Source organism: Stieleria sp. JC731 (genome assembly GCF_020966635.1).
GTDB lineage: Bacteria > Planctomycetota > Planctomycetia > Pirellulales > Pirellulaceae > Stieleria.
This window is the reverse complement of the sequence record NZ_JAJKFQ010000005.1, coordinates 659,339-683,184: the sequence shown is the minus strand read 5'-3', so window position 1 is coordinate 683,184 and position 23,846 is coordinate 659,339. Positions and strand designations below refer to the sequence as shown.

At 54.9% G+C, this 23,846-nt stretch carries 10 protein-coding genes; 4 read left to right on the top strand and 6 right to left on the bottom strand.

The window, feature by feature from the left end; all coding sequences use genetic code 11:
• The first annotated feature begins 120 nt into the window (after positions 1–120).
• Positions 121–2,022, top strand: a complete 1,902-nt coding sequence (locus tag LOC67_RS13570) for a cytochrome c family protein (protein WP_230263146.1) — start codon at positions 121–123, stop codon at positions 2,020–2,022.
• The gene (locus LOC67_RS13565; protein WP_410001135.1) at positions 2,022–3,833 is read left to right on the top strand and encodes a hypothetical protein; all 1,812 of its coding nucleotides are present in this window, start codon (positions 2,022–2,024) and stop codon (positions 3,831–3,833) included. The genes LOC67_RS13570 and LOC67_RS13565 overlap by 1 nt, the downstream gene beginning before the upstream one ends.
• A 44-nt stretch (positions 3,834–3,877) precedes the next feature.
• Here LOC67_RS13565 and LOC67_RS13560 read toward each other — a convergent pair whose 3' ends face one another.
• Both LOC67_RS13560 and LOC67_RS13555 read right to left on the bottom strand, forming a co-directional pair.
• Positions 3,878–4,600, bottom strand: a complete 723-nt coding sequence (locus LOC67_RS13560) for a pyridoxine 5'-phosphate synthase (protein ID WP_230263145.1) — start codon at positions 4,598–4,600, stop codon at positions 3,878–3,880.
• 137 nt (positions 4,601–4,737) lie between these two features.
• Positions 4,738–6,414, bottom strand: a complete 1,677-nt coding sequence (locus LOC67_RS13555) for a flagellar basal body P-ring protein FlgI (RefSeq protein WP_230263144.1) — start codon at positions 6,412–6,414, stop codon at positions 4,738–4,740.
• Positions 6,415–7,438: 1,024 nt separating this feature from the next.
• Between LOC67_RS13555 and LOC67_RS13550 the strand changes: the two genes are divergently transcribed.
• Entirely contained in the window at positions 7,439–8,155 is a 717-nt protein-coding gene (locus tag LOC67_RS13550) for a hypothetical protein (protein ID WP_230263143.1), read from the top strand.
• A gap of 247 nt (positions 8,156–8,402) precedes the next feature.
• Here the strand turns inward: LOC67_RS13550 and LOC67_RS13545 are convergent, their stop codons facing one another.
• The 4 genes from LOC67_RS13545 to LOC67_RS13530 form a co-directional block, all read right to left on the bottom strand.
• Complete coding sequence (locus LOC67_RS13545) at positions 8,403–9,299, bottom strand: Rpn family recombination-promoting nuclease/putative transposase (protein ID WP_230263142.1); 897 nt, start codon at positions 9,297–9,299, stop codon at positions 8,403–8,405.
• A gap of 226 nt (positions 9,300–9,525) precedes the next feature.
• Complete coding sequence (locus LOC67_RS13540) at positions 9,526–10,251, bottom strand: RsmE family RNA methyltransferase (RefSeq protein ID WP_230263141.1); 726 nt, start codon at positions 10,249–10,251, stop codon at positions 9,526–9,528.
• Positions 10,252–10,330: 79 nt separating this feature from the next.
• Positions 10,331–11,668: a PQQ-binding-like beta-propeller repeat protein gene (locus LOC67_RS13535; protein WP_230263140.1), complete on the bottom strand. Its 1,338-nt coding sequence runs from the start codon at positions 11,666–11,668 to the stop codon at positions 10,331–10,333.
• Positions 11,669–11,798: 130 nt separating this feature from the next.
• The gene (locus tag LOC67_RS13530) at positions 11,799–12,572 is read right to left on the bottom strand and encodes a DUF1080 domain-containing protein (protein WP_230263139.1); all 774 of its coding nucleotides are present in this window, start codon (positions 12,570–12,572) and stop codon (positions 11,799–11,801) included.
• Between the two features lie 487 nt (positions 12,573–13,059).
• On the opposite strand from LOC67_RS13530, the gene LOC67_RS13525 reads away from it, so the two are divergent.
• Entirely contained in the window at positions 13,060–23,817 is a 10,758-nt protein-coding gene (locus LOC67_RS13525) for a Calx-beta domain-containing protein (RefSeq protein WP_230263138.1), read from the top strand.
• The last annotated feature ends 29 nt before the right edge of the window (positions 23,818–23,846 follow it).

The window sequence follows — 23,846 nt, the reverse complement described above, 5'->3', positions numbered from 1 at the left end:
GGCGCAGCGGAGTGGACACGCCCAATTGATCCTCACCAATGGCGTCAATTCGGTAGGCCTAGTGCAGAGACGCAAACAAAATCTGAACGAGTTCGGCAACACCTTCGTGCTGCGTACCGGATGGCGCTGAGGCCAACGGCCCCCCAAAGCGACGACTTGCTGTCCGGCGACGACGATTTACTAGGTAGCGAAAACCTTCTGGGCGATGACAGCCTGCTCGGAGGTGATAGCTTGTTAGGCGGTGACGACTTGCTTGGTGGGGACGATCTGCTTGGAAGCGATAGTCAGGCCGACCCATTGGAAGCGATGCAGCAATCGACTTCTCCGATCAAAGAAGGCGAAGCGGCCCTTGGCTCATCGGCAAATTCGAAGGAACCAGATCCTCACGAGGCACTTTGGACGGAGGACTGCTACCCGTCCGCGGAAACTTGCCGCAAATGCCACCCAGGCCAATACGACCAATGGCGTTCCAGTGGTCATGCTTATGCTTCCGTCTCGCCCATGTTTAATCGTTTTGAACAAGCGATGACTGAACTGACGCGTGGAACGGTCGGGAGCTTCTGTGTTCGGTGTCATTCGCCAGTCGGAACGCAGCTGAAACTGCCTCGCGCCGCAAGCTTCCTCGACGCACCTCCGGTCGTACGTGAAGGTGTGACCTGTATCGCATGCCATCGTGTGAACGAGCATTATTGGCGCAGCAACGGCGACCGTCGAATTGAACCCGGCGATATCCATGCCCCTGTAAACGGTGGCCATGGTGGTGCAGGCGTCCGCGCGGCGATCGCAGATGCGAAAGAATTGAAGCTGAAGCTCTCACCCGAAGAAAAAGGCCCCGGGCAACCGATTCACCGGGAAGGTCGCTTCTTTGCACCGATTACCAAAAGTGACATCTGTGTGTCGTGTCACCAAGTGGCGGTGCATCCGGGTATCTGGCTTGAAGTCGTTCACGCCCAGTATCGCAGCGGCCCAGCATCGAAGCGCGGTGTCAGTTGCCAAGACTGTCACATGGGTGCAGTTCCCGGAAAGCCGCTCGGCTATGACGAAGGTTTCGCGGCGTACATCAATGACAAGCCGTTCGGCGAAAAACGTAAGCAGTCCAATCACATGTTTTGGGGCCCTGGTTACTCCATCGCCCACCCCGGAATCTTTCCACATAATCCCAAAGCGAAACAGTACAGTCCACGCGAATGGCTGACGTTTGATTATCGAGCCGGCTGGGGAACCGAAGCGTTTGAAAAATCAGTGACTCGGCAGATGGCGTTTCCCAAACCATGGGACACCACGGATGACCGCCGTGATGCGAGAAAGATCATTGACGACAACCTGCACCGATTGGACATCAAACGCGCCGCGGCCATTCAAACGATGGAATCCAGCACATCCATTTGTGGCCCCTTCTTTGATCTGCCTCCAGTCGCTGGCCAAGACCTACAATTCAGCTATCGGGTCGAAAACACTAGCGAAGGACACAACCTGCCAACCGGTTCACTTGGTGCCCAGCCACAACTTTGGCTGAACGTCGCATTGATCGATCCCGATGGAATCCGAGTCTGGGAAAGCGGCTACCTTGATTCCAATGGCGACCTCTGCGACATGCATTCCGTGGACGTCGCGACGCTCCGCTATCCGCGCGATGCGAATCTGTTCAACCTGCAGACCAAGTTCCTAATCAACAATGTCCGCGGCACTGACCGCGAGGCCGCATTGCCATTGAACTTTTCGCTCGATCAACTGGTTTTCTTACGGCCCGGTGCGGTTCCCGTTTCAGTCCTGAACCATCCGCCATTGATCCGAATGGAAGCACACAGCATTCCTCCATTGGATTATCGCAATGCACGCTATGTCATCCCCGCATCGGTCATGACAAAACGCGGCCCCTATCGCCTTAGCGTTCGGATGCGCAGCCGAACCGAGCCGATGTATTTTATGCGTCAAATCGACAGCACGCCTGAAATGATTCGACGCATGCTTGAAGGCACTTTGGATCTTCATCCCAGCAGCCACACATTCTGGGTGAAGTAATGCCTCGAAAAAAAGCCCATTCTCAGCCCTCGACCACCCTCAAGTTGATCGCGATCACTGCGTCGTCCTTCGTTGCGGCCGTTTTGACAACGCCGGTCGCCTTCGCACAACGGCCACGGCGTCTACCTGCTGCTTCGACTTCAATCGCCAACGCTTCGGTCGTTCGCGAAAACCAGATCGCGTTGTTGCAAAGCAAGGCACAGCGAGACCTCTCTGACACGCTGGCTACGGAGACAGATACGAGGGGCTCTTTGATACGGCCTGCCGCTGGACAGTCTTCCATGCGTCTAGCTTCGATGGCTCTAGCCCCCAAAGACGCGGGCAATGTGACCGCCGCACCTGCACCTCTGGAACGAAAAGACGCTGCGGATCAGAAAGCTTCCGCGAAAGAATCCAAAGATCAATTCGTCAATCCTCGCATCGATATTTTGAAGGCCGCACCGGTTGCCAATCGAGGCGACTTTTCCACTGTCTGCTTGGAAACTGCGTGTTCAGATTCATGTGGGTTTGCAGGTGACCAAGAGGCCTTCCCCTACGATGCCAAGCATGACGTTCCGACTCAGCATCCTTGGGTGGAATGGGGACGCGTCTGGTATGGAGACGGTATCACCCCACGCGGAATCGATCTGTTCGGCCCCATGAATTTGGTTCGGCCTCAGTTTTACATCTACGGCGACTACCGAACCGCGATCGCTAGCGGACGAAACGCTGTCGATCGAACAGACAACTGGGCAAGTCGACTTAACTTGGATCTGGATCTCAGGATTACCGACTCGGAACGGTTTCATGCATTTGTCGGCCCCTTGGACAAACAAAACAGGTTCACCCGCTGGGAACTTGTCGACGGGGATTTGCGATATCGCAATGAGATGAATCTGACACCAACAACGGCGTTCTTCGAAGGCGACTTGGGCGCTATCCTGGGTGCGACTGCTGGCCAGTCATCGCCCTTCGAACTGCCGATTTCAGCCGGTTTGGTTCCGCTGTTGTTTCAAAACGGGATCTGGATGGAAGACGCGATCAGCGGCTTTGCATTCGCGCTACCGGCGAAACATTCGCGAACGCTGAATTGGTCAAACTTCGATTGGACTTTCTTTGCCGCATTCGACCAAGTCAACAGCCCGGCATTCAAAGACGACAACGATGCACAGGCCTACGGGACGGCAGCATTCATCGAAGCATATGGCGGATACATCGAAGCTGGCTATGCGTACTTGCACGTCCGGAATGACGAATCGCTAAGCTATCACAACGCGACAGTCAGCTTTACCCGACGTTACCTTGATAGGGTCAGCAACAGCATCCGAGTCATCGTCAACACCGGTCAGGACGGGGCAAAGTCCGCAAGAACCGCTGATGGAGGACTACTGCTGATCGAATCCAGTTTGATCACCGCATCGCCACTGACGGTCGTTCCCTATGGCAACTTCTTTTTCGGCTGGGGCAGACCACAATCGGTTGCCCGCGCCGGAATCTCAGGTGGGATTCTCCGCAACACCGGTATCAACTTTGACACCGATGGAGTCAACGGTTTTGCCACATTGGACAACACTGGTGCTGACACCACGGGGGCGTCAATCGGAGTCGACTTGATTGGCGACAGCCTTGACCGCCAACTGCTGCTCGAAGCGAGCTATCTGACCCCGCATGGAAGTCGAGCGATCGCCCAAGGCAATCAATTTGCCCTCGGCTCTCGCTACCAATTCCCGATCTCCCATGCCACGCTACTTCGTTTTGACGTCATGCATGGCTGGCGAGAAAACGAGCGTGATGTCTATGGTGCTCGGATGGAATACCGCTGGAAGTTTTAGGATAACACGCCCGCTCAAATGAAGCTTTAGTGGTGGGCGACGTGCTAGCCCGCGACGACATCCAGAATTCGTCGCATTTCGGCAACGGCGTCTCTCATCCCAACCATCAGCGCCCGGCTCACAATGGAATGCCCGATATTCAGTTCGATCATTCCATCGATCTCTGCGACGGGACGGACATTGTTGTAGTTCAGCCCATGCCCGGCGTGCAGCCTCATTCCTTCGGCGATCGCCAAGGCGCCGGCTTCCTTGAGCCGCTGCAATTCTTTTGTGACGTCACCCTTGCGGGCCAACGCGTAAGGTCCCGTATGTAGCTCGACGGCATCGACACCTAGCTTTGCTGCGGCGGCAATTTGTTCCACATCGGGATCAACAAACAAGCTGGTCAGGATGTCGGCGGACTTTAGCTTCTCGACCGCTTTGGCGATCCTGCCATTGTCACCGACCACGTTCAAGCCGCCTTCGGTGGTCACTTCCTCACGGCTTTCGGGAACGAGCAATGCCCAGTCGGGTTGGACTCGCAACGCGATCGAAATGACGTCGTCGGCGCAAGCGAGTTCAAAATTGGTTTTGATCGCAACCGTCTGCACCAATAGCTCTACATCCCGGTCTTGGATATGACGACGATCTTCGCGCAGGTGAAAGGTAATGCCGTCGGCTCCACCCTGTTCGGCCAATGCCGCCGCGATGACAGGATCGGGTTCATAGGTTCGCCGAGCCTGGCGGACCGTCGCAACGTGATCGATGTTTACGCCTAGTTCAATCATGGACCGCCTAAAACTCTAGATGCGAATACGTGCCTGGATGGGGGCATCCTCGCCGGTCGAGTTCCCCCCAAACAAAAATCGACGCCAATCCTTCGTGACTGGCGCCGATCATTAAAAACGATCATGCAATGATTCGTCTACTCTTCTTCAGACTCTTCGTCGCGGTAGTAGGTTCGCAATGCTTTGGGGAGTGGGTCGATCGCCAATTGGTCTGCGATCGCGCCTTGGCTTTTGGCCGATCTCAAAACAGAAACGACGTCTGCGTAGTCGCCGCCGACGGCTGTGATCCCTTCCAACAGCCCCGGCACCGTCGCTTTGGCAACGTGCCGGCGATCAGGCTTGCCAACCTGAAATCGGCTGACCCGAATTTGGCTCGGATCCGCAGGATCTGGCTTCACAATCAGGCCTAAAGGACCCATGATCGCACCGCCAATCTGCAAGGGCGAACATTTTCCGAACACAACTATCTCTGCAGTATCGCGGGTCGACACCGCAATCGCAGGGGCGCCCAACGAAGAAACCTCGTAAAGCATGCATGCTTTGCCCATTCGTTTGGATGCCATCACACCGCCGGATTCACGACGGCGGCGAAGCACCGTGAACGCACCATAGCGAGTTTCGATGCTGTCTTCGTCGAATAGGCTTTTTAACGAATCCACCACCCCCGGATGCTCAGTCCCTTCCAATGCGAGGAATGCTGGGTAACGGAATGCGGCGTCATCACGAATCGAACGCACCAGTGGGTCAATTGCTTCGTGTCGATCGAGGTAAGCCAGTGCTTCGGCAGCGTAAAACGACAGTTCTGGATTGCTGCTCTTGGTGCCCGCGATCAATGTCGGAATCGCGCTTTCACCAATCGCTTCTAACTGTAGAGCGGCATCTGCCGCAGTCGCAGGGTCTTGTAATTTGGTTGCTAACCCACGCAAACGATCTTGCTGCTCCGACGCACTGGGGTCGATAACGATCGCTCGGATAACCGAAACAAATCGCCCGAGAGCGTTTTCGTATCGAGGGTGGACTTCGACTTGCACATAGTCATCCTCAATTGCCTTCGCGACTCCTCGCCGAGTCGTCCCATCAAAGAAGAAAAACCTGCGGTTGATCGCCTGCGCTAGCATGGCGGCAACCTTCACGTGCTGGTACTCGGGGCGGATGACAAACCCCAGATTGCGGCTTTCCTGAATCGTGCCGCCACCAAGAATGTATCCCTGGGTAGCAAGTCGGGGATCGTCGCCAGCTTCAAATGCGGATCGTGGCATTAGCTGCCCGGTTCCCATTGCCATCAAATCGCCTTGTCGGACGCGACCGCTGAGCACCTTTTGCTGTCGCAGGCGAGTTTCCAGTAGCCAACCGCCGTGCAGTGTTTCCGCATTTGCGTCCAAAGGTGACTCGACAACCAAGTCAATCGGATCACCCCGTTTTGCTCCGGCGGGGATCGTTCCCATCACTCGGACCAAAGCGTTTGTGTCTTGTTCGAGAATCGAGAAAGCGTCTTTGATATCATTGCGACGCATCTCATCGACCAGCTGGTCACGATAGGGAGATGGATCAGCAGGCCCCCCAGTTCCGACCAACGAGTTAACCAGACCGACTCCGGAAACACGAATCGGGGCCAGACCCCGTGGTGCAGCTGCTTGCCGAATGAACTCGGGTGGCGTCGGCACATCCATCAATGCTGCCAGCGACTTGTCTTCTCCCTCCTTCTTACCTTTGAACAGACTGCAGCCACTGCTCAGGGCAACGGCGATGGATCCCCCGGCAATGCTTGCAAGAAGACTTCGTCGAGAGAGATTAGTGCGGCGTGGTTGCATCATGCGAGCCATGCATCAAGTCGGAGTGGCATAGGTAGGAATCCTGACAAAGGGGCTATATCAGGAAGCAATCTTCCCGATCAACACCACTTCATTTGAAAGCAAACCAACCGGGGACATAGCACGCCACAAACAACCGGGGACATAGCACGCCACGGATTCGCAACTCCAGCAGGCCAATCGCGGACATAGCAGAAGCTCGAAGTCGCCAGCGGGACTGCCGGAGTGTCCGATCGACGCGGTCGGTCGACTTCGAAGCATTTGTTCAGGAGGCAGGGCAACCACACAGCCAGCCCCATGACCCCACATCGCACTCCACGCACGAGCTTGATAGCAAAACTCGAAAGCTATGTCCCCTTTGGCCAATCGACACGGTGCCCTCACGGAACAAGCTCGTTTTGAAACCTGTCCGAATGCTTGGAGTGCTATGTCCCCGAAACATCTTTGGAGTGCTGTGTCCCCGGATCTCATTCGGATCTCATTTCCCCGGATCTCATTTCCGGAATCTCGGCCGCTAGTGGATTTCTGCTAGCAACGAGCGGAACGACCAACATGCTGTGTCCCTGCAGGCGATGTCGCTGCGGGGGGTTGATAGCAACCGTTAGCGGAGCGACTTCGATGGGGACATAGCACTGCGATTGAGACTCCATTCTGCTGCCAGTCCGATCGCATCGGCGTCGAAAAAACTGGCATCGCTAGCATTAGCAAACCAGCTTGCAAAAACCCGGGATAGAGTCACGAAACAATCCTAGCAAATCCACTTTTTTTGAAAGCATATCGACATGGACACCTTGGCCCCGCATCAACAACCGACGCCCAAATACCGTGCAACGGGCTGTTCACCATGCCGACCCTGGCGTGCACGGTTTCAGGGCATCGCGGCTTTGCTTGCGTAAGTCCCTTTGAAAGCAACGGTTACGACGCTGGATTTGACCGGCCCCGAAGATCGGCACATCCATCCACCCGAGCGACCGCACTTGCGACAACGCTCCTCCAGACCGAACAAGCTTGCAAAGGAATCTAGCCCATGGCCGACATGAACCCAACGGAATTCAACCCCCTGGTGGCTCCCGAGGAAACTTCTGGCGGCAACCAACTCCGCTATGCTAGCGACCCAGACCCCGACAAAGAGGCTGACCTGCCAACCCTCGAGATCCCTGTCGAGAACAAAACCGGGGACTACGAAAGCCGCTGTCATGAAGCCCTCGAACTGGCCCAGGAGGCCTTCGCCAAAACGGGAAGCTGGGTTCTATTCTTCCGCGCGATTTTGGGTGTTGATGGCGTGGTCCGAAAGCTGTTCCAGAGTGAAGACGAATACGCTCGCTTCATCACCAGTGAGCACTACATGCAGCTTCAAGAAATGCTAGCTGCCATCCGTAGCCAAGACCAATCGAAAGCAGACGCGGCCGAACCGGAACGCATGATCACAATTCGAATTCCGCGATCGCTTCACGAAGCCCTTCAAGCAGAATCAAAAACCTGCGGCCTGAGCATCAATAAGCTAGCAATCAGCAAACTGCTATTCCCCGCAAACCCAAGATTCATTCCCGAGCAACAGGGACGCCGCCGGGGACGCAAACCCGGCCCACAAGGGTCGCGATCCAAAATCACCGCGCGGACGGAAACCATCCCAGCCCAACCCAGCCACGAACCCAACAGCCGAATCAACTTTCAGCAAACCGAAACGGTTCGTGAACACATCCACCCGGCACACCACTGGGGAAACGGCCGCCCCCAAGCATAGCTGTCAGCTAGCAACGCAATAACAAGTTGCCCCATAGAACGGGGCGACTTGACCACAGCAGTGCTGCTCGCACTTTGACAGCGTTGCGCCCCCAAGTCGCGGTAGCGACAACAACTACCGCCGCTTCCTGTCCGCATGACCTGCTCGTCAAACCAAGACACACAAACGCAGCCGGCTGCGTTATGACATCGCATAGTTAATTGCGAAAGCCGTACGGCGGGGGTTCACAGAGTCGACTGCCCCAAGCTTAGCCGCGTTCGCGAAGTTGCTGCTTCAAGCTCTCTTCCATCGCAGACAACTCTTCAAGGCTCCTGTCGCGTAGTTGCTCCACACTTGATTCGCCAACGCCAACGAGCGACTGCAGAACGCGGACACGCCCGATCGCTTCTCCGCGAGCTTCGCCACGAGCTTCACCAATCGCCTCGCCACGTTCTTCCGCAGCCACGAGACGTGCCTCTTCATCTCGCTGCATTTTCAAACGCGCTTCGTAGAATCGTCGTTCTTCGGGATTTTTGGCGATCATTTCCAAGACTCCTATCGCTTCGAAAAAGACCGGGTCGGGAAGCGTGCGGTGCAACTCATCCAAAGTGGAAGTTCCAGCGAAACGGAAAAAATGCATCCACTGCCTGATTGGGTCCGATGGCACATCATTATCCGCCTCAGGTACGTACTTGGGCAACTCTAAAAGATGGATTTGCAGGCAATCCGTGAGGCGTTCGCCGGTCCTGGATCGCAGCTGAAAATCGAGGTGCAGGCTCACCGAGTCTCTGAATAGCATCGCATCAAGAATACAAATCCCGATCGACGGACGCAGGTCTCGGTAGCTGTCGCCTTCGCCGAGTTGCTCGATCAGTTGGCTGGCAGCATAGTAGGTCAAACGTCTAGAGAGCCCCGCCGGAAGCGTCGTCTGAATCTCGATGTCGATCAGTCGACCATGATCGTCCGTCGCGAGAATGTCCAAAATCGAAAGCTTATCCTCGTCGAATCGCTTTCCAGCGATCGGATTACGGATTTGCACTTGAGCGATTTTCGGCTCGCCGCCAAGCACGGCGTTAAGAAAGTGAATTGTGATCGCGGGATGGTCCGGGCTACCGAGCAGCAGCTTGCAGGCAAAGTCAACGCGAGGGTCGATTCCAATGACCATACTTTGCACTCCGTGCGAACTAGAAATCAGGCGGAGAAGGGTACAAAGACAATGTAGCCCAAGTACTCGACTTCGGAACCCACCGAACATCAACAGCACAACGTTTGCGCTCCCTGATCAGTCACACCAGACGAACCAACCAGCGCAGCAAGATCACACCGTTCGCCAACAGAAACACATCACCAAGACCTGCATAGCGGCGATTGCACCAGACGAAGCCGCCAGCTTAGCCCGCCAACCAAGCGGCAACGACGACGGCCGCAGTCTCGATTCTATAGATACGCGGCCCCAGCCCAACCGAAGCAAAACCAGCGTCACCCAAAAGCCGCACTTCGTCATCGGTCAGGCCACCTTCTGGACCGATGACGACGCTTGCCGACCCCTCGACGGACCGAATTGCAGAAGAAATCAATTCACCGCCTGGATGCAAAACCCACTTCACTGTCCCTTGCGCACCATCTGCGCCACCATAGCTATCAATCGCTGCGACGTAAGCATCTAACCGTAACGGCTCGTCAATCTCCATCAAGACATTGCGTTCACTTTGCTTGCAAGCCTCGATTACGACGCGCCGCAACTTTGAAAGCTGCGATTCACTAGGCGACCTCTGAGTCCGATCACAAACGAGAGGGACCAACCGGCGCACCCCTAATTCAGTCAAGCGCTCAACCAGCTCCTTCGCCCGGTCGCCCTTGGGCAGCGCGACTGCCAAATCGATCCCGACCGATGGCTCGCGATCAACCGCTTCGGGGACCGACGAAGTCACAACGCAACTTCGCTTGTCGATCGCGGCCACAACTGCGCTGCACTGCGCCCCCGCACCATCAAAGAGCTGTATCTCGTCGCCAACTTTCAGTCGCATGACGCGAGCGGCGTGGTGCGCCTCTTCATCACTTAGAGGGATCGCGCCGCCTGCGGAAGGCAAGTCGGCAACAAAGTAGCGTCGTGTCACGAAAAGATCCTATCGTCATCGGCTTTCGAAAGCCGGCCAGTATTGGCCAGCCTTGAATAGAGACGCGATAGATTAACGACTATTCAGCGAATCGGTAGATCGCATCCGCGGTGCGCACAATCAACGAATCATCAACGGCGGCAAAGCTGGCCATGATCTGCCCCTCGAGATGACTTTCCGACAGCACCTCACTTTCAGGCCCCGTCGACAGCACAGTCACCACTCCCTCGTGCGATCCAATATAGATTCGATCGTCGACCACCATCGGTGATGCGCTATACTTGCCACCGATGCGTTTTTTCCAAACCATCGATCCGTCCGCGGCATCAAAACAGCTGGCAATTCCGTTGTCATCAATGACGTACACCAAACCGTCATGAAGCACTGGCGACGGCTTGGTCGGAATCCCTTTCGGAACGGTCCAAGCGACGTGGGTCGAGGTAACGTCGCCGGTGCCATCCACACGAACCGCCCACAACTGCGCCTTGCCAAATCCAGTCGAAAAATAAACGAGCCCATTGCCGTAGACCGGGCGTGGCACGATGGAAAAGCCCTTACCGTGGTAGGCCCTCCAAAGCTCCGCGCCGGTTTCCGGTTGATGTGAAACGATCCATTGCGAGCCCAGACAAATTAATTGCTCGCGGCCCTTGGGACCAACGATCTTGATCGGTGTGCAATAAGCTTTCTTCTGGTCGCCCGATGGCGCATCCATTTCGGGACGATCAACCTCCCAAATGGTCTGCCCCGTTTTTTTATCCAGCGCGGTAACGTACTGCCGGTCCATCCCATCCTGAATCAGAACCAATCGAGGCCCATCAACAAAAGGCGAACTACCGGGGCCGACGGCGTGCTCGATCGGAAGACGACGCTTCCAAACGATTTCAGCTGACTTCATCGCAACACAGAAGGTCCCGTATGTCCCGAAGTGGCAATAGACATGACCACTATCAACGACCGGTGTGGGTGAAGCAAAGCTATTAAGTGGATGGATAGGATCCGGGGTCTCAATTGAAGTCAGATCAACTGTCTTCACCAGCTTGCCAGTTTCGAAATCGACCGCGACCAACTTCAAGTCAATCGACTTCGCCACCGCCCTTTGTTTCATCTGCCGTTCTTCGACCCCAGCGTTACGCAGGATCTCGATCCGCTCTTCTTCGTTGGCCATCACTTCAATCGCGGTGGTCATCAACACAACACCACCCGCGACGACGGGCGATGACCAACCTTTTCCGGGAAGCTCGGTTTTCCACAGCAGGTTTTTCGACTCACCGATTTCCAACGGGATGTTTTGCCCGACGACAACGCCGTCGCCACCAGGACCCCGAAACTGTGGCCAGGGCGCATCAGCAAAAGCGGATGCGAGGGGAAACACCAGAGCGGGCACGAGCGCAGCGAGCCTTCGTCGAACATTTCTCATGCTAAACAACGACAATTCAAAGAGGACAGATTTGACGGGACAAAAGAGTCACCGCGTGCTACATGGCACCGATGAGTAGACCGCCACCACATCTGCAGATGCAGTGGTCACCATAGTTAAGTAAGTACGATTAAAGCTCTTTCACTTGGACATTCCGCCAACGAACTTTGCCCGAGTTGCCCGAATGGATCTGCAAGCCGAAATAGCCGGTTGCGTATGTTCCGTCGTCTTTCCAATGAGCGGCCGGCACACCGTTCACCCATGTTTTGAAATCGTTGCCTTTCGCCACAATCGTCAGCCGGTTCCACTCGCCTTTCTTCAAAGCCTTGCGTGCTTCGGCATGCTCCTTAAGCCATAGCGGATAGAAATACCCGCCGCAACTTTGGCCGTAGATTCCGCCCGACCAACCTCGGTCCTGCGAAAAGCCTTCCATCTCTGCTTGCGGGCCGTAGACCGTTTCCTTATCGCCGTTGGTACGCAGCTTCGCGCGGAACATCACGCCCGAGTTTCCGTCCTCATCCCACTTCATTTCACAAGTAAAAACGAAGTCCTGATAGTCGGTACGTTCGCTGCTTAAATAGGTACTCGGTGATCCCGGAACGCATGTTCCAATCACTTGGTCGTCGACAGCTTCGAATTTGCATTCGCCTCCGATTGGTCTCCACCCCTCCAGATCACTCCCGTTGAACAGCGGAACGAAACCTTCCGACAGGTCAGGTTCAGCCTCAGTATTGACCAGCATCTCCGCCGGATCGGGAGCGTTCTTCTGCCCTTTGTACTTCTCGATCCACTTCTCCTGCGCCGGATCAACCTCTCCTGCATTCAAGGGCGATGTCGTATCGCCAAGACCAAAACATACCGGGGCAACAAGCAGTGAACCAAGCAGGAACAAAGATCGAGACATGAGCGGGACACGCAAACAAGGAAGGAAGAAAGGCGGGAAATCGCTGCCAAGATCGGCAACACTCACACGATAGCAGATCCGTCGCGACCGAACCGCATTTTGAAGCGGAAACAGGACGGCGAAAGGCACCAGCCCGTCTGCACCCATGCTCCTGCTCGGCTGCGTGGAAACACCAGTACGGTCTGCTGCATTGAAGAATGCGTCTGCAAAATTTGGCGATGTTCAACATTAGGCGTTCCCTGCACCAAACCGAAGTAGCCGACGGCCGCCCCCAGGCAGTCCACCAACCACTCCACAGATTTCCACCTATTGCGGGCATAATTGCGCCAAATCGTCCCATGCAATCGGAATATCCCTTATTATCTGTACCTCTAGTGACTGGACCTTCGGTCACCAGAAAGATCGGGCACCGCTTCCCCCTCCCCAAATTCCGCGGCCCGCTCCTATTCCTCTCGTTGCCCCACACAACTGATTGATAGGCATTTTGATGTCACATCGGAATCGATCACGCCGGTCTGCACGCGTCAATTCTCGAAACGTCCAGTCTGCTTCACGCCAGCCACGACGACGACTGATTCAAGAAAAACTCGAATCCCGCATCGTCTTGTCAGCGACGATCGGGAACAACATTTCTGTGGGTGACACGCTGCAGAACTATCGCTTGGCGATCGCGGCGACGGAGGAGTACACAGCGTTCTTTGGCGGTGAAGCAAACGCGCTCGTTGCGATCGAAGACTTCGTTGATGACGTTAACGAGATCTTTGAAAAAGAGCTGTCGATCCACTTCGATCTGGTCAGCGGCACCAACACAATTTTTGACACCGCCGAAGGTGAGGTCGATGGCTATACCAATGGCAACACGTCATCGATGCTTAGTGAGAACACCGCGATTCTGAATAGCATTGTCGGCGCATCAAACTATGACATTGGGCACGTGTTTGGTTTGGCGCTGGCTGGCGGCCAAGGGCTCGCAGGACTTGGCGTCGTCAACACCACAAACAAAGGTCGTGGAGCTTCGATTCACGTCAACCCACAAGGCGAATCGTGGGTTCACTTGGTTGCGCATGAATTCGGTCACCAGTTTGGTGCCGAACACACTTTCAATGGCAACACCTATGGATCGACTGTTGGCCAACGCAGCAGCGACGCGGCCTATGAACCGGCGAGCGGCTCGACCTTGATGAGCTATGCCGGGATCTCTGGCCAAGATGACTTGCAATCGGATCCCGATCCATACTTTCACGCCGCAAGTTTTGAAGCGATTCAATCTTTGATCGCTTCGACAGCCCCTCCGTTTTCAACAACCACGGTAAGCAACGCGGTGCCAACCGTCGACGGTGGCGCCGACTACCAAATCCCGCGTGGAACTCCATTTAAACTATCTGCCGTTGGTAGTGATGCCGATAGCGGCGATTCGTTGTCCTACACTTGGGAACAGCTGGATCTCGGACCTGCGATGAGTCTCCCGTTGACAGACAACGGCAGCAGCCCATTGTTCCGTTCGTTTTCACCAACAACGGACCCGACGCGGACTTTCCCACGGTTGGCCGATCTTGCTGCTGGAGTCAACACGGCGGCAATCGGTGAAGTCCTTCCCAATACCGCTCGTGATCTTAATTTCCGAGCGACCGTGCGCGATGGGATGGGAGGCGTTGATAGTGATGACGTATTGGTTTCGGTTATCAACACGTCGTCACCTTTCGCCATCACCAGTCCCAATACGGCGGTCAACTGGACCGGTGGTTCACAGCAAACGATCAGCTGGGATACAGGCGACACTGAACTAAGTCCTATCAACACCTCCGATGTTAGCATCGATCTGTCCATTGACGGTGGGCTGACGTATCCGATATCGATCCTTGCGTCGACCACCAACGATGGCTCGGAAGTAGTCACGATTCCAAATATCGACGCGACGAATGCGCGAATTCGCGTCAGCGCGGTCGGCAACGTTTTCTTTGATATTTCCGACGCCGATTTTTCGATCACCTCGGATCCCGGTGCGCCAGGAATTTCCGTAGTCGAATCAGCAGGTTCAACGCTCGTCGGCGAAGCAGGTTTGCTTGGAAGCAGTCCGATCGATACCTATCTGCTCTCATTGACAACAACGCCGACAAGTCCAATCGATGTGACCGTGTCGGCAGACTCGCAAACCGAAGTCAGCACGGACGGGATCAGCTTTTCGAGCAGCGTCACCGTGACGCGATCGGACATGTCTGCGGCGACGATCTATGTTCGCGGCAAAAATGACATTCAGCCTGAGGGCGTCCATACCGGACTGATTCAACAGTCGGTCAGCAGCAGTAGTGACGCGAACTACCCGATCGGACTTGCCGGTAATCCTGTGGTCGCGACTATCGCTGATGACGAGTTGCAACCGATGATCGGTGTCGATTTTGACCAATCAGGAGGCCTTTCGCCTGACAACTGGACGAAGGTCTCCGCAACGGGATTGCAATCCAACCTAATTCGCGAAGACGGCTTCGCGACCGATGTCGACCTTTCGTTTCAAATCAGTGGCTCCTCGGGGCCCAACCCTTCCGGTTCACCAACCAACCCGATTCACTCGCCAAGCCTTGATGAGTTAGGCGGTAACTATATCGCCACCAATTCAATATCGTTGACTTGGTCAGGCTTGGATCCAGGTATCGACTACAACGTCTACCTATTGCTGACCGAAAACTTCGGTATCGATGTTTACCAGTCGATCGCGATATCTGGTGAGACAAACCTGCCGACATTCAATCAGGACACTCGTTCGCTTGGACACGTTTTATACGTCAATGAGTCGCTGGCTTCATCATCAAAGACGCTCGAAGACGACGCCTTAACGGTCGCAGCCAATGCATCCGGTGAAATCGACATCACGATCACCAATATCCAAGGCAGCGACTATGCGATCCTAGCCGGTGCGGCGATTCAGCTTGCTGGCACACCGTCCAACTACACCGCCAGTTTGTCCGTCGGGACCGAGGGCGATGAATCCGGGCCGACGGATATCGTCTATACGGTAACGCTGAACCAAGTCAACGATACCGGGTCGACCATCACGTTCGACCTTGTCGATCAACTGACCGGTTCGGCAACCAGTGGTGTTGACTATGACGCGATCCCAGGAAACGCAACGATCAGCATCGTCCCAGGTAGCAGTACTGGTTCACTATCCGTCCCAGTCGTTGACGATGCGATCGTCGAAGGTCCTGAGACGGTGGATGTAGCGATCAGCAATCCTAGCGATCCCGCCGTTGCGATTGTCACCGCGGGCGCAAGTGCGACGATCAGTGACAACGATGGCGCCCCGACCCTGACCGCACAATTCAATGCCGACGCGATCTCCGAAGCCGCGGGTGCCGGAGTCACTTCGGTGACCATCACCCGCAACACCGATACCTCGGCTCCGCTGGATTTGGTCATCACCAACCACGACCCATCGGAAATCTCGGTTCAAAGCACCGCTACCATTCCAGCTGGTTCCGCTTCGATCACCATCCCGATCGATGCGGTGGATGACTCGTACATCGACGGCAACCAGATCGTCAACTTGACGGTTGCGGCAACGACTTATGACGGATCGATCCAGCTCGATTCCAGCTTCGGAAATTCGGGGATCACAGCGACAACGCTGCGGCAAAACATCCAGCCCGGTGGTTTTGACATTCTGGTTGAACCCAACGGAAACATTGTCACTGGTGGTCGCGATCCGTCGCTGGATGACACTGCACAAATCCTGCGTCTGTTGCCAGACGGCTCCACAGACACTTCGTTCGGGTCCTCCGGTCAAGCAGCTGTGGTAATCAGCGGCGAAACCAGCGTTCGCCCGTTCAGAATTTTGCGACAGGACAGTGGAAAGTTCTTGGTCGTTGGGCAGTACTTCGGTGGCAGCTTCCTCGCACAGCTCAACAGCAACGGGACTCTGGACACGACATTCGATGGTGATGGGACTCGCACGTTTCCGCTCGAGTATTTCCAAGACGGCTTGGTACATCCCGACGGCTCGGCAACGATCGTGTCCAGCGATTCAGTATTCCGGATCAACAGCGACGGGTCCTTGAACGCCAGCTTCGGCAACGGCGGCATCGCTACGCCGACGCTAAACCCCAGTTTGAATGAAAGCTTCCGGGGCATCGTTGAACAATCGGACGGTAAATATGTGATCGGCGGAACCGCCTCCGCATCGGGTTCACCGACCGAGTTGTTTACCGCCAGGTTGAACGCAGATGGCAGCGTAGATTTCACCTACGGAACCAACGGCTATCGAATGCTTGGTGCCCCAAACGGGTATCCGGCTGTTCGCAAACTTGAACTAACATCGGACGGTGGCGTATTGGTGGTCGGTGATGGCAAGGCACCTTCGGATTGGTTGCTCGCCAAAGTCGATAGCTCTGGTGACCTCGACAACAGCTTTGGTGTCGATGGCTTTAGCTACTTGGATTTCAACGGTCTGTCCGACGACGGCTATGACATCTTGATCCAGGACGATGGAAAGATCTTGATGTTCGGTGGCGGATTCGTCAGCGGCAACGGAAACGACCGAGCGATCGCGAGGTTCAACGAAAACGGATCATTGGATACTACGTTCAGCGATGACGGCTTTGAGATCTTTGATCCGTTCGTGCCGACACAATTTGAAGCGGTCCGAGCGGCTGCGTTCACCCCGGACGGGAACGTTGTCACCTTTTCAGGATACACCAGTAACTTCCAAGTCGAACGGTGGATCATCCCGTCTGGCTTGGCCGGTTCAGATGCGATTGTTGTTACCAACGATGATGTCGTCGGTACTGGATATCTTGCCGGGATCGATGTGGACTTCTCAAGTTCGGTGCCGAACAACTGGACCACATATAATTACCTGTTCCAAATCGATGGCGGTAACTTGCTTGGCGAAGACGGTAAGCGGACGCCGTTTGATATCCAGTCCGACATCGCAGGTTCGTCATTTATCACTACTGGTGCACCAACCACATCGTCGATCCCGCAGCATACGCAGTCACTGCAGAATATCGCTGGGTACTCCTACAACGACACCGGGAACACCTTCACGTCAACCATCAGTGACTTGATCCCCGGGCAACAATACAGGCTGTATGTATTTGCGCATGAAACGCTGGCCGCAGACTATTCACAACAAGTCACCTTTACAGGGGACAACGTAGTCTCATTCACCCAATCGTTGGTTCACGGGCAACTACATGTCAATGATTCAGTCGGTTCCGACGCCGCTCAGCTGGACACCTATGCTGAATTGGTCACGGCAAATTCCGATGGAGAAATCCTCATCGACATAGCACCAGCTGCCGGATCCGCCGGAGTCGTTCTTTCGGGATTGGCAATCCAACACTTTGTGCTGACCAATGATCGATTGACGGTCACCATCAATGATTCGTCGATCTCCGAAAACGGTGGCGCGACCACAGCCACGGTAACTCGCAATACCGGAACCTCGGGAAACCTGACCGTCACGCTAACAAGCAGTGATACCACCGAAGCCACTGTTCCAAGCACAGTCATCATTCCGGACGGTAGCGACTCGGTCACGTTTACGATCAGCGGCGTTGACGACGCAGATATCGATGGCGATCAAATCGTCACGATTACTGCCGAAGCCACCAACTTCATCTCCGATGATGAAGTCATCACGATCGTCGACGATGAAATACTGTTGGCCGGTCCGTTAATCGGAATCGATTTCGATTCCGGCACTTCTCCGGCGAATTGGAATCAGTTCCTGTTCGTCACTAGCGCCAACGCAACAGACCTATTGGCCGAAGACGGCACAACCTCAGAAGTCGACATCCTAACGACAGGTTCATCCGGATCGACAACGGGTTCAACGCTGTTGGCATCGCAACTTCCTCAGCACACTCAGTCACTGTCCGGGTTGGACGGATTCACAACGTCGTCGGGTGCAGTTCAATCGACATTCAGTGACCTAGTTCCTGGCGCCGAGTACGCGGTCTACGTCTTTGCCTATGAGCATTACACGGCGACCTTTGTGAACAACGTGACGATCACCGGTTCAAACACCGATTCGTTCACCCAAGTTCCGGACAGTACGCTGTATGTCAACGGCCAGATTGGCTCCAGCAGCAATCCACTGGAATCCTATGCCTCGTTGATCGTTGCGGATGCTAACGGTGAAATTGTGGTAGATGTGTCGCCAGGTTCGGGATCGAGCGGAATTGCTTTGGCGGGTATGGCACTGCGTCGACTCGGGCCCCCACCGGCGCGACTGGATGTTTCGATCGACGTGTCGGCCATGTCAGAAAATGGCGGCAGCGCGACCGGAACGGTATCACGAAACTCGGGTACAACCGGCGACTTGACCGTGCTCTTGTCCAGCAGTGATACGACCGAAGCGACGGTTCCGGCATCAGTTGTCATTCCCGATGGCAGTCAGTCCGTAACGTTCCCCATCACCGCCGTCGACGACAGCATCCTCGACGGAAACCAGATCGCGACAATCACGGCTTTCGAGTCGAATCACATCTCAGGTTCGGAATCGATCGACGTCATTGACGATGAGTTTGCAGCATTCGGGCCTTTTATCGGCGTTGACTTTAATGTGAATTCGAATTCGCCAACACCCGCGAATTGGCGATCGGTTTTTTCAACGAGCAATCAAACCAACTTATCTGCCGAAGACGGAAGCATCACAACCGTCGGATTGAACATCAACGGCGGTGTACCATTTGCGTCAACCCCCAACCCTGCCACCGTTCCGATACACACGCCTGATCTTTCGGATTTAGAAGGGCAGTTCTATTCGTCGGGTTCGATGTCGTTCACGTGGGTCAACCTGACCCCGTTATCGTCGTACGAACTGTATTTCTTTGGTCTGGACAGCTACGCCAATACATCGCAAATCATGACAGTGGTGGACGCTGGCGGAACCACCACGATACCCCAAAACTTCAACATCGACGACTTGTTCGTCAACAACACCGTCGGCTCCAGTTCGCTGCCCTTGGAATCGTATGGGATTACGTTCCAAGCGGACGGCGCCGGACAGATTCGCATCGACTTGGACCGAGACACCGGCCCTTATACAGCGATCGGCGGGATGGCGATTCGTGAAGTATCGTTGGCAACGCTGTTCGACGCGGACCTCAGTGTTTCGACCCACGGTGACGAAGCCGGCCCGACAAACATCGTCTACACGGTAACGCTTGACCAGGTCAACGATACCGGTTCAGCAATCACATTCGACATCGAAGATCTTGGCACAGGATCAGCAACCTCAGGCGCCGACTACGCAGCAATTTCTGCTGGTGCTCAAGTCACCATTCCTGACGGCGCAAGCTCAGGCACCTATGTGGTGACAGTCCTTGACGATGGCGCGATCGAACCGCTCGAAACGATTGACGTTCGGATTTCAAATCCCAGCTACGCCTTCGCAACGATCGTCACCAGCGATGCGACCGCAAACATCACGGACAACGATGTGGTGCCGACCTTGTCATTAGTAGTCAATGCGGCGGAGGTCTCCGAAGGCGACGGACCCGCCGCAACAACCGTGACCATCACACGTTCTGTCGCATCACCGGACCCGCTGACCGTAACGCTGACCAGTAGCGACACGACCGAAGCAACGGTCCCGACGACCGCGACGATTCCGGCCAACCAAACGTCGGTCACTGTCAATCTGGATGCCATCGATGATTTGATTGTCGACGGGACACAGAACGTCACCATCACGGCGAACGCTTCGTTCGGATCCTCCGGACCTGTTGGGCTCGATACATCCTTCGGAACAAACGGCCTGGCTTCAACACCTCTGGTCAACACATCAACGGCGATCCGTGGACCAATCTATCATCTGCCGAATGGCAAGATTTTAGTGGGTTCACAAGGGCCAAACCAAAGCAGTGTCTACGTCGCGAAACTTAACGCCGATGGATCACTTGATACTTCGTTCGCGTCGTCAGGGTTGGCAACGATTTCTCCGGGTCCAAACTTCCCCGTCCCAACAACGATTATTGCTCAGCCAGATGGAAAGATCTTGGTCGGCGGAAGATTCATTTCTGGATTCGCCACCCCATTCTTGATGCGACTGATGCCCGATGGATCGGTCGACACGAGCTATGGAACCAATGGGATCGTCGACTTTTCTGGGATCACAAATATGTGGATCGCAGACATGGACTTGCTTCCAGATGGAAAGGTTATCGCAACGACATCGATCAACGGATCGGTCACGTTCCGAATGCTACGGATCAACGCCGATGGAACACGCGACAGCAGTTTCGGCTCGAATGGACTACGAAACTATTCGACCATCGGTTACTCATCACAACTTGTCAAAGCACTCCCCACCGGTGGTTTTGTCGCTGTTGGTCGCGGAGCAGGGCAACTAGCCATTTTGAAAATGCTGCCCAACGGCAACATCGACACCACATTTAACTCGACCGGCATCCAAGAAATCGACCTGGGAACGGCAGGTCTTTCACCCGAAGAAATGACGATCGATTCCAATGACCGCATTCTTGTTTCAGGATACACCTATGGGAATTCGATCGACGACGATTCCTTTGTCGTCCGCGTCAACCAAGATGGAACGCGTGACTTGTCCTTCAATGGCACCGGGATCTTGCATATTGACTTAAATACGGGCGAGGATGATTTGGCATCTTCCGTCGAAACCCAAGATGACAATAAAGTCGTCTTGGTCGGGTACTTGAACCCGAGTGTTGGCTCCAGAGAAGTCATCGTAACTCGGTTCAATGCAGATGGAACGATTGACACCACATTCGATGGTGACGGAAGCTTGGTCTATTCGACAAGCACCTACACCGGGCAACGTTCGTACCAAACTGCTATGACACAAGACGGTAGCCTGTTGGTGCTAGGTGGTGCGGCAGACGATCAACGTGTCGCGAAGATCATTCTGACTTCTGGGATCCCATTAACCGCCTCAGACACGCTGGATGTCACCGACGATGACGTCGCGCCGGCAGACTATGCCATCATTGCAACTGACGCCAACAAGAACGAAGGTGATAGTGGAACGATGCCGTTTACGTTCCAAATCACTCGATCAGGCAACACCAGTGGCGCTACTTCGGTCGATTGGGCGGTCGGTGGATCAGCAGTCAATGTCGATGACTTCGGTGGAAGCTTGCCATCGGGCACCGCCAACTTCGCTGATGGAGAGACTTCAAAGACGATCACCATCGATATTTCTGGCGACACATTGGTTGAACCCGATGAAGCGTTTGACGTGACGTTGTCCAACGCGACAGCTTCAGGAAATATCGTGACTGGGACTGCCAGCGGTTTAATCATCAACGACGATGAAAGTGTCGTTTCCGTCTCCGTCTCACCGGCCTCCGTTGCCGAAGCCTCCGGGCAAGCCTTGGTCTACACGTTTACTCGTACGGACGTGACTGCAAACACCCCTGCATTGACAGTCACGTTCGATGTCAGCGGGACAGCATCACCGAGCATCGACTACAGCCCATCTTTGGGAACCTCGGTAAGCTTCGCAGCAGGATCGGACACCGCCACACTTTCGATCACCCCTATCGACGATTCAGATGTCGAACCCGACGAAACGGCAATTTTGACCCTGGTCGACTTGGCGGGTTATTCCCTCGGAACCCCTGATGCGACCGGAACGATTACGAACGACGATATCATTCCTGCGGTCGTCTCTGTAACTGTCGCACCTTTGGCTGTGCAAGAAGACGGCGCCGGCCTATTGACATACACTTTTACTCGTAGCGGCGATACGTCGGGCCCACTGACGGTGAACTACGGACTAACCGGCACGGCGACACCGGGCAGCGACTTCCCTGCCCCGCCAACGATGTCTGTCGATTTTATCGCCGGATCGGCAACCGCCGAAGTCATCATTGATCCGTCTGCCGACCTCGTTCTTGAACCCGATGAAACGGTAACGGTTTCGATCGAACCTGGATCGGGTTACGTCGCCGATGCCGTGGATACAGCGACCGGAACGATTTCCAACGATGACACCGCGACGTTAACCGTCGGCGACGTGACCATCGTTGAAGGCGGCATCGCTCAGGTGATCATCAGCTTGGACAATGCCGTGCAATCTCCCTTTGACGTCGATGTCAGTTTCGTCGACGGAACGGCGATCGGAGGCTTGGACTTTGACAACGCCCTTCAACAAGTCAGTTTTGCCGGAAACGCTGGTGAAGCACACACCCTTCAAATCGCGACGATCGCGGACGGCCTCGTCGAACCCTCAGAAACATTCTCGGTTCAGTTGTCTTCTCAAAACTCCGCCGTCGACGATTCCGATACGGCGACGGTAACGATCGAGGAAGCTGTGCTTCCAGTCGTCTCCGTTTCGGTTGATCCGTCATCGGTCACCGAAGATTCCGGTCAACCGTTGACGTTCACTTTCACACGGACCGATGTCACCGCCCAAACGCCCGCATTGGAAATCAATTTCAATATTGGCGGAACCGCGATCTTGGGCGACGACTTCACAATTTCGGATGCGGATCACATCACCTTTGGTGTTGGTGAAGCATCTGTCTCCGTCACTGTTATGCCAACCGTTGATGGAACCATCGAACCAGATGAAACAGTGGTTATTGCAGCGGTCGCAGGCGACGGTTATGTCGTCGCTGGCAATGACACAGCGACCGCAACGCTCTTGAATGACGATCTCGGTGGCCCACCGTTGCAAGTTGCCAACATTGTCTACTTCAACCAAGACGCTGCGTCAGAAAAGGACTACAGCGCTGACGGTTCTGGACAACGATCGATCATCCGAAACGTTCAGATCACATTCAGCGCACCGATCGCAATACCAGTCGGGCCAGTCACCGACAGCAGCTTTGCCTTACAGGTGACCTCCGGACGCGATGCCGGTGACATGATTGACTTGGAAGTTGTCAGCAGTGAAACGATTAATGGCCAACAGGTCGTCGTCCTGCAGTTTTCCGGTCGGTCAGGAATTGAACCGAGTTCGCGACAAGGCAAAGGAGGAGCTCCAATGTTGGCAGACGCCAACTACCGTCTAACAATCAGCGGTTCGGTTTTGGGCATCGACGCCAATGGTCCAGGAATCGGTGATGACCTTGTCGATGACTTCTTCCGTCTCTTTGGTGATTTCGATGCCGATCGAGATGTCGATGCCGACGATTCTGATCGATTCGATGAATATTACGCCGATGGCAGCTTCACCGAAGTATTCGACTTCGATGGAAAGCCGGACCGACGCAATTCGGATCGCTCCGCATTTGGAAAACGATACGGAACAACGATCTAGCTTTTGCCGCCATGATCCTGAACGCGATA

What these genes read in the sequence shown, in the direction of transcription:
- LOC67_RS13570 (WP_230263146.1), top strand. Translation starts at nt 121, where the DNA reads ATGGCGCTGAGGCCAACGGCCCCCCAAAGCGACGACTTGCTGTCCGGC.
- LOC67_RS13565 (WP_410001135.1), top strand. Translation starts at nt 2,022, where the DNA reads ATGCCTCGAAAAAAAGCCCATTCTCAGCCCTCGACCACCCTCAAGTTG.
- LOC67_RS13560 (WP_230263145.1), bottom strand. Translation starts at nt 4,600, where the DNA reads ATGATTGAACTAGGCGTAAACATCGATCACGTTGCGACGGTCCGCCAG.
- LOC67_RS13555 (WP_230263144.1), bottom strand. Translation starts at nt 6,414, where the DNA reads ATGATGCAACCACGCCGCACTAATCTCTCTCGACGAAGTCTTCTTGCA.
- LOC67_RS13550 (WP_230263143.1), top strand. Translation starts at nt 7,439, where the DNA reads ATGGCCGACATGAACCCAACGGAATTCAACCCCCTGGTGGCTCCCGAG.
- LOC67_RS13545 (WP_230263142.1), bottom strand. Translation starts at nt 9,299, where the DNA reads ATGGTCATTGGAATCGACCCTCGCGTTGACTTTGCCTGCAAGCTGCTG.
- LOC67_RS13535 (WP_230263140.1), bottom strand. Translation starts at nt 11,668, where the DNA reads ATGAGAAATGTTCGACGAAGGCTCGCTGCGCTCGTGCCCGCTCTGGTG.
- LOC67_RS13530 (WP_230263139.1), bottom strand. Translation starts at nt 12,572, where the DNA reads ATGTCTCGATCTTTGTTCCTGCTTGGTTCACTGCTTGTTGCCCCGGTA.
- LOC67_RS13525 (WP_230263138.1), top strand. Translation starts at nt 13,060, where the DNA reads ATGTCACATCGGAATCGATCACGCCGGTCTGCACGCGTCAATTCTCGA.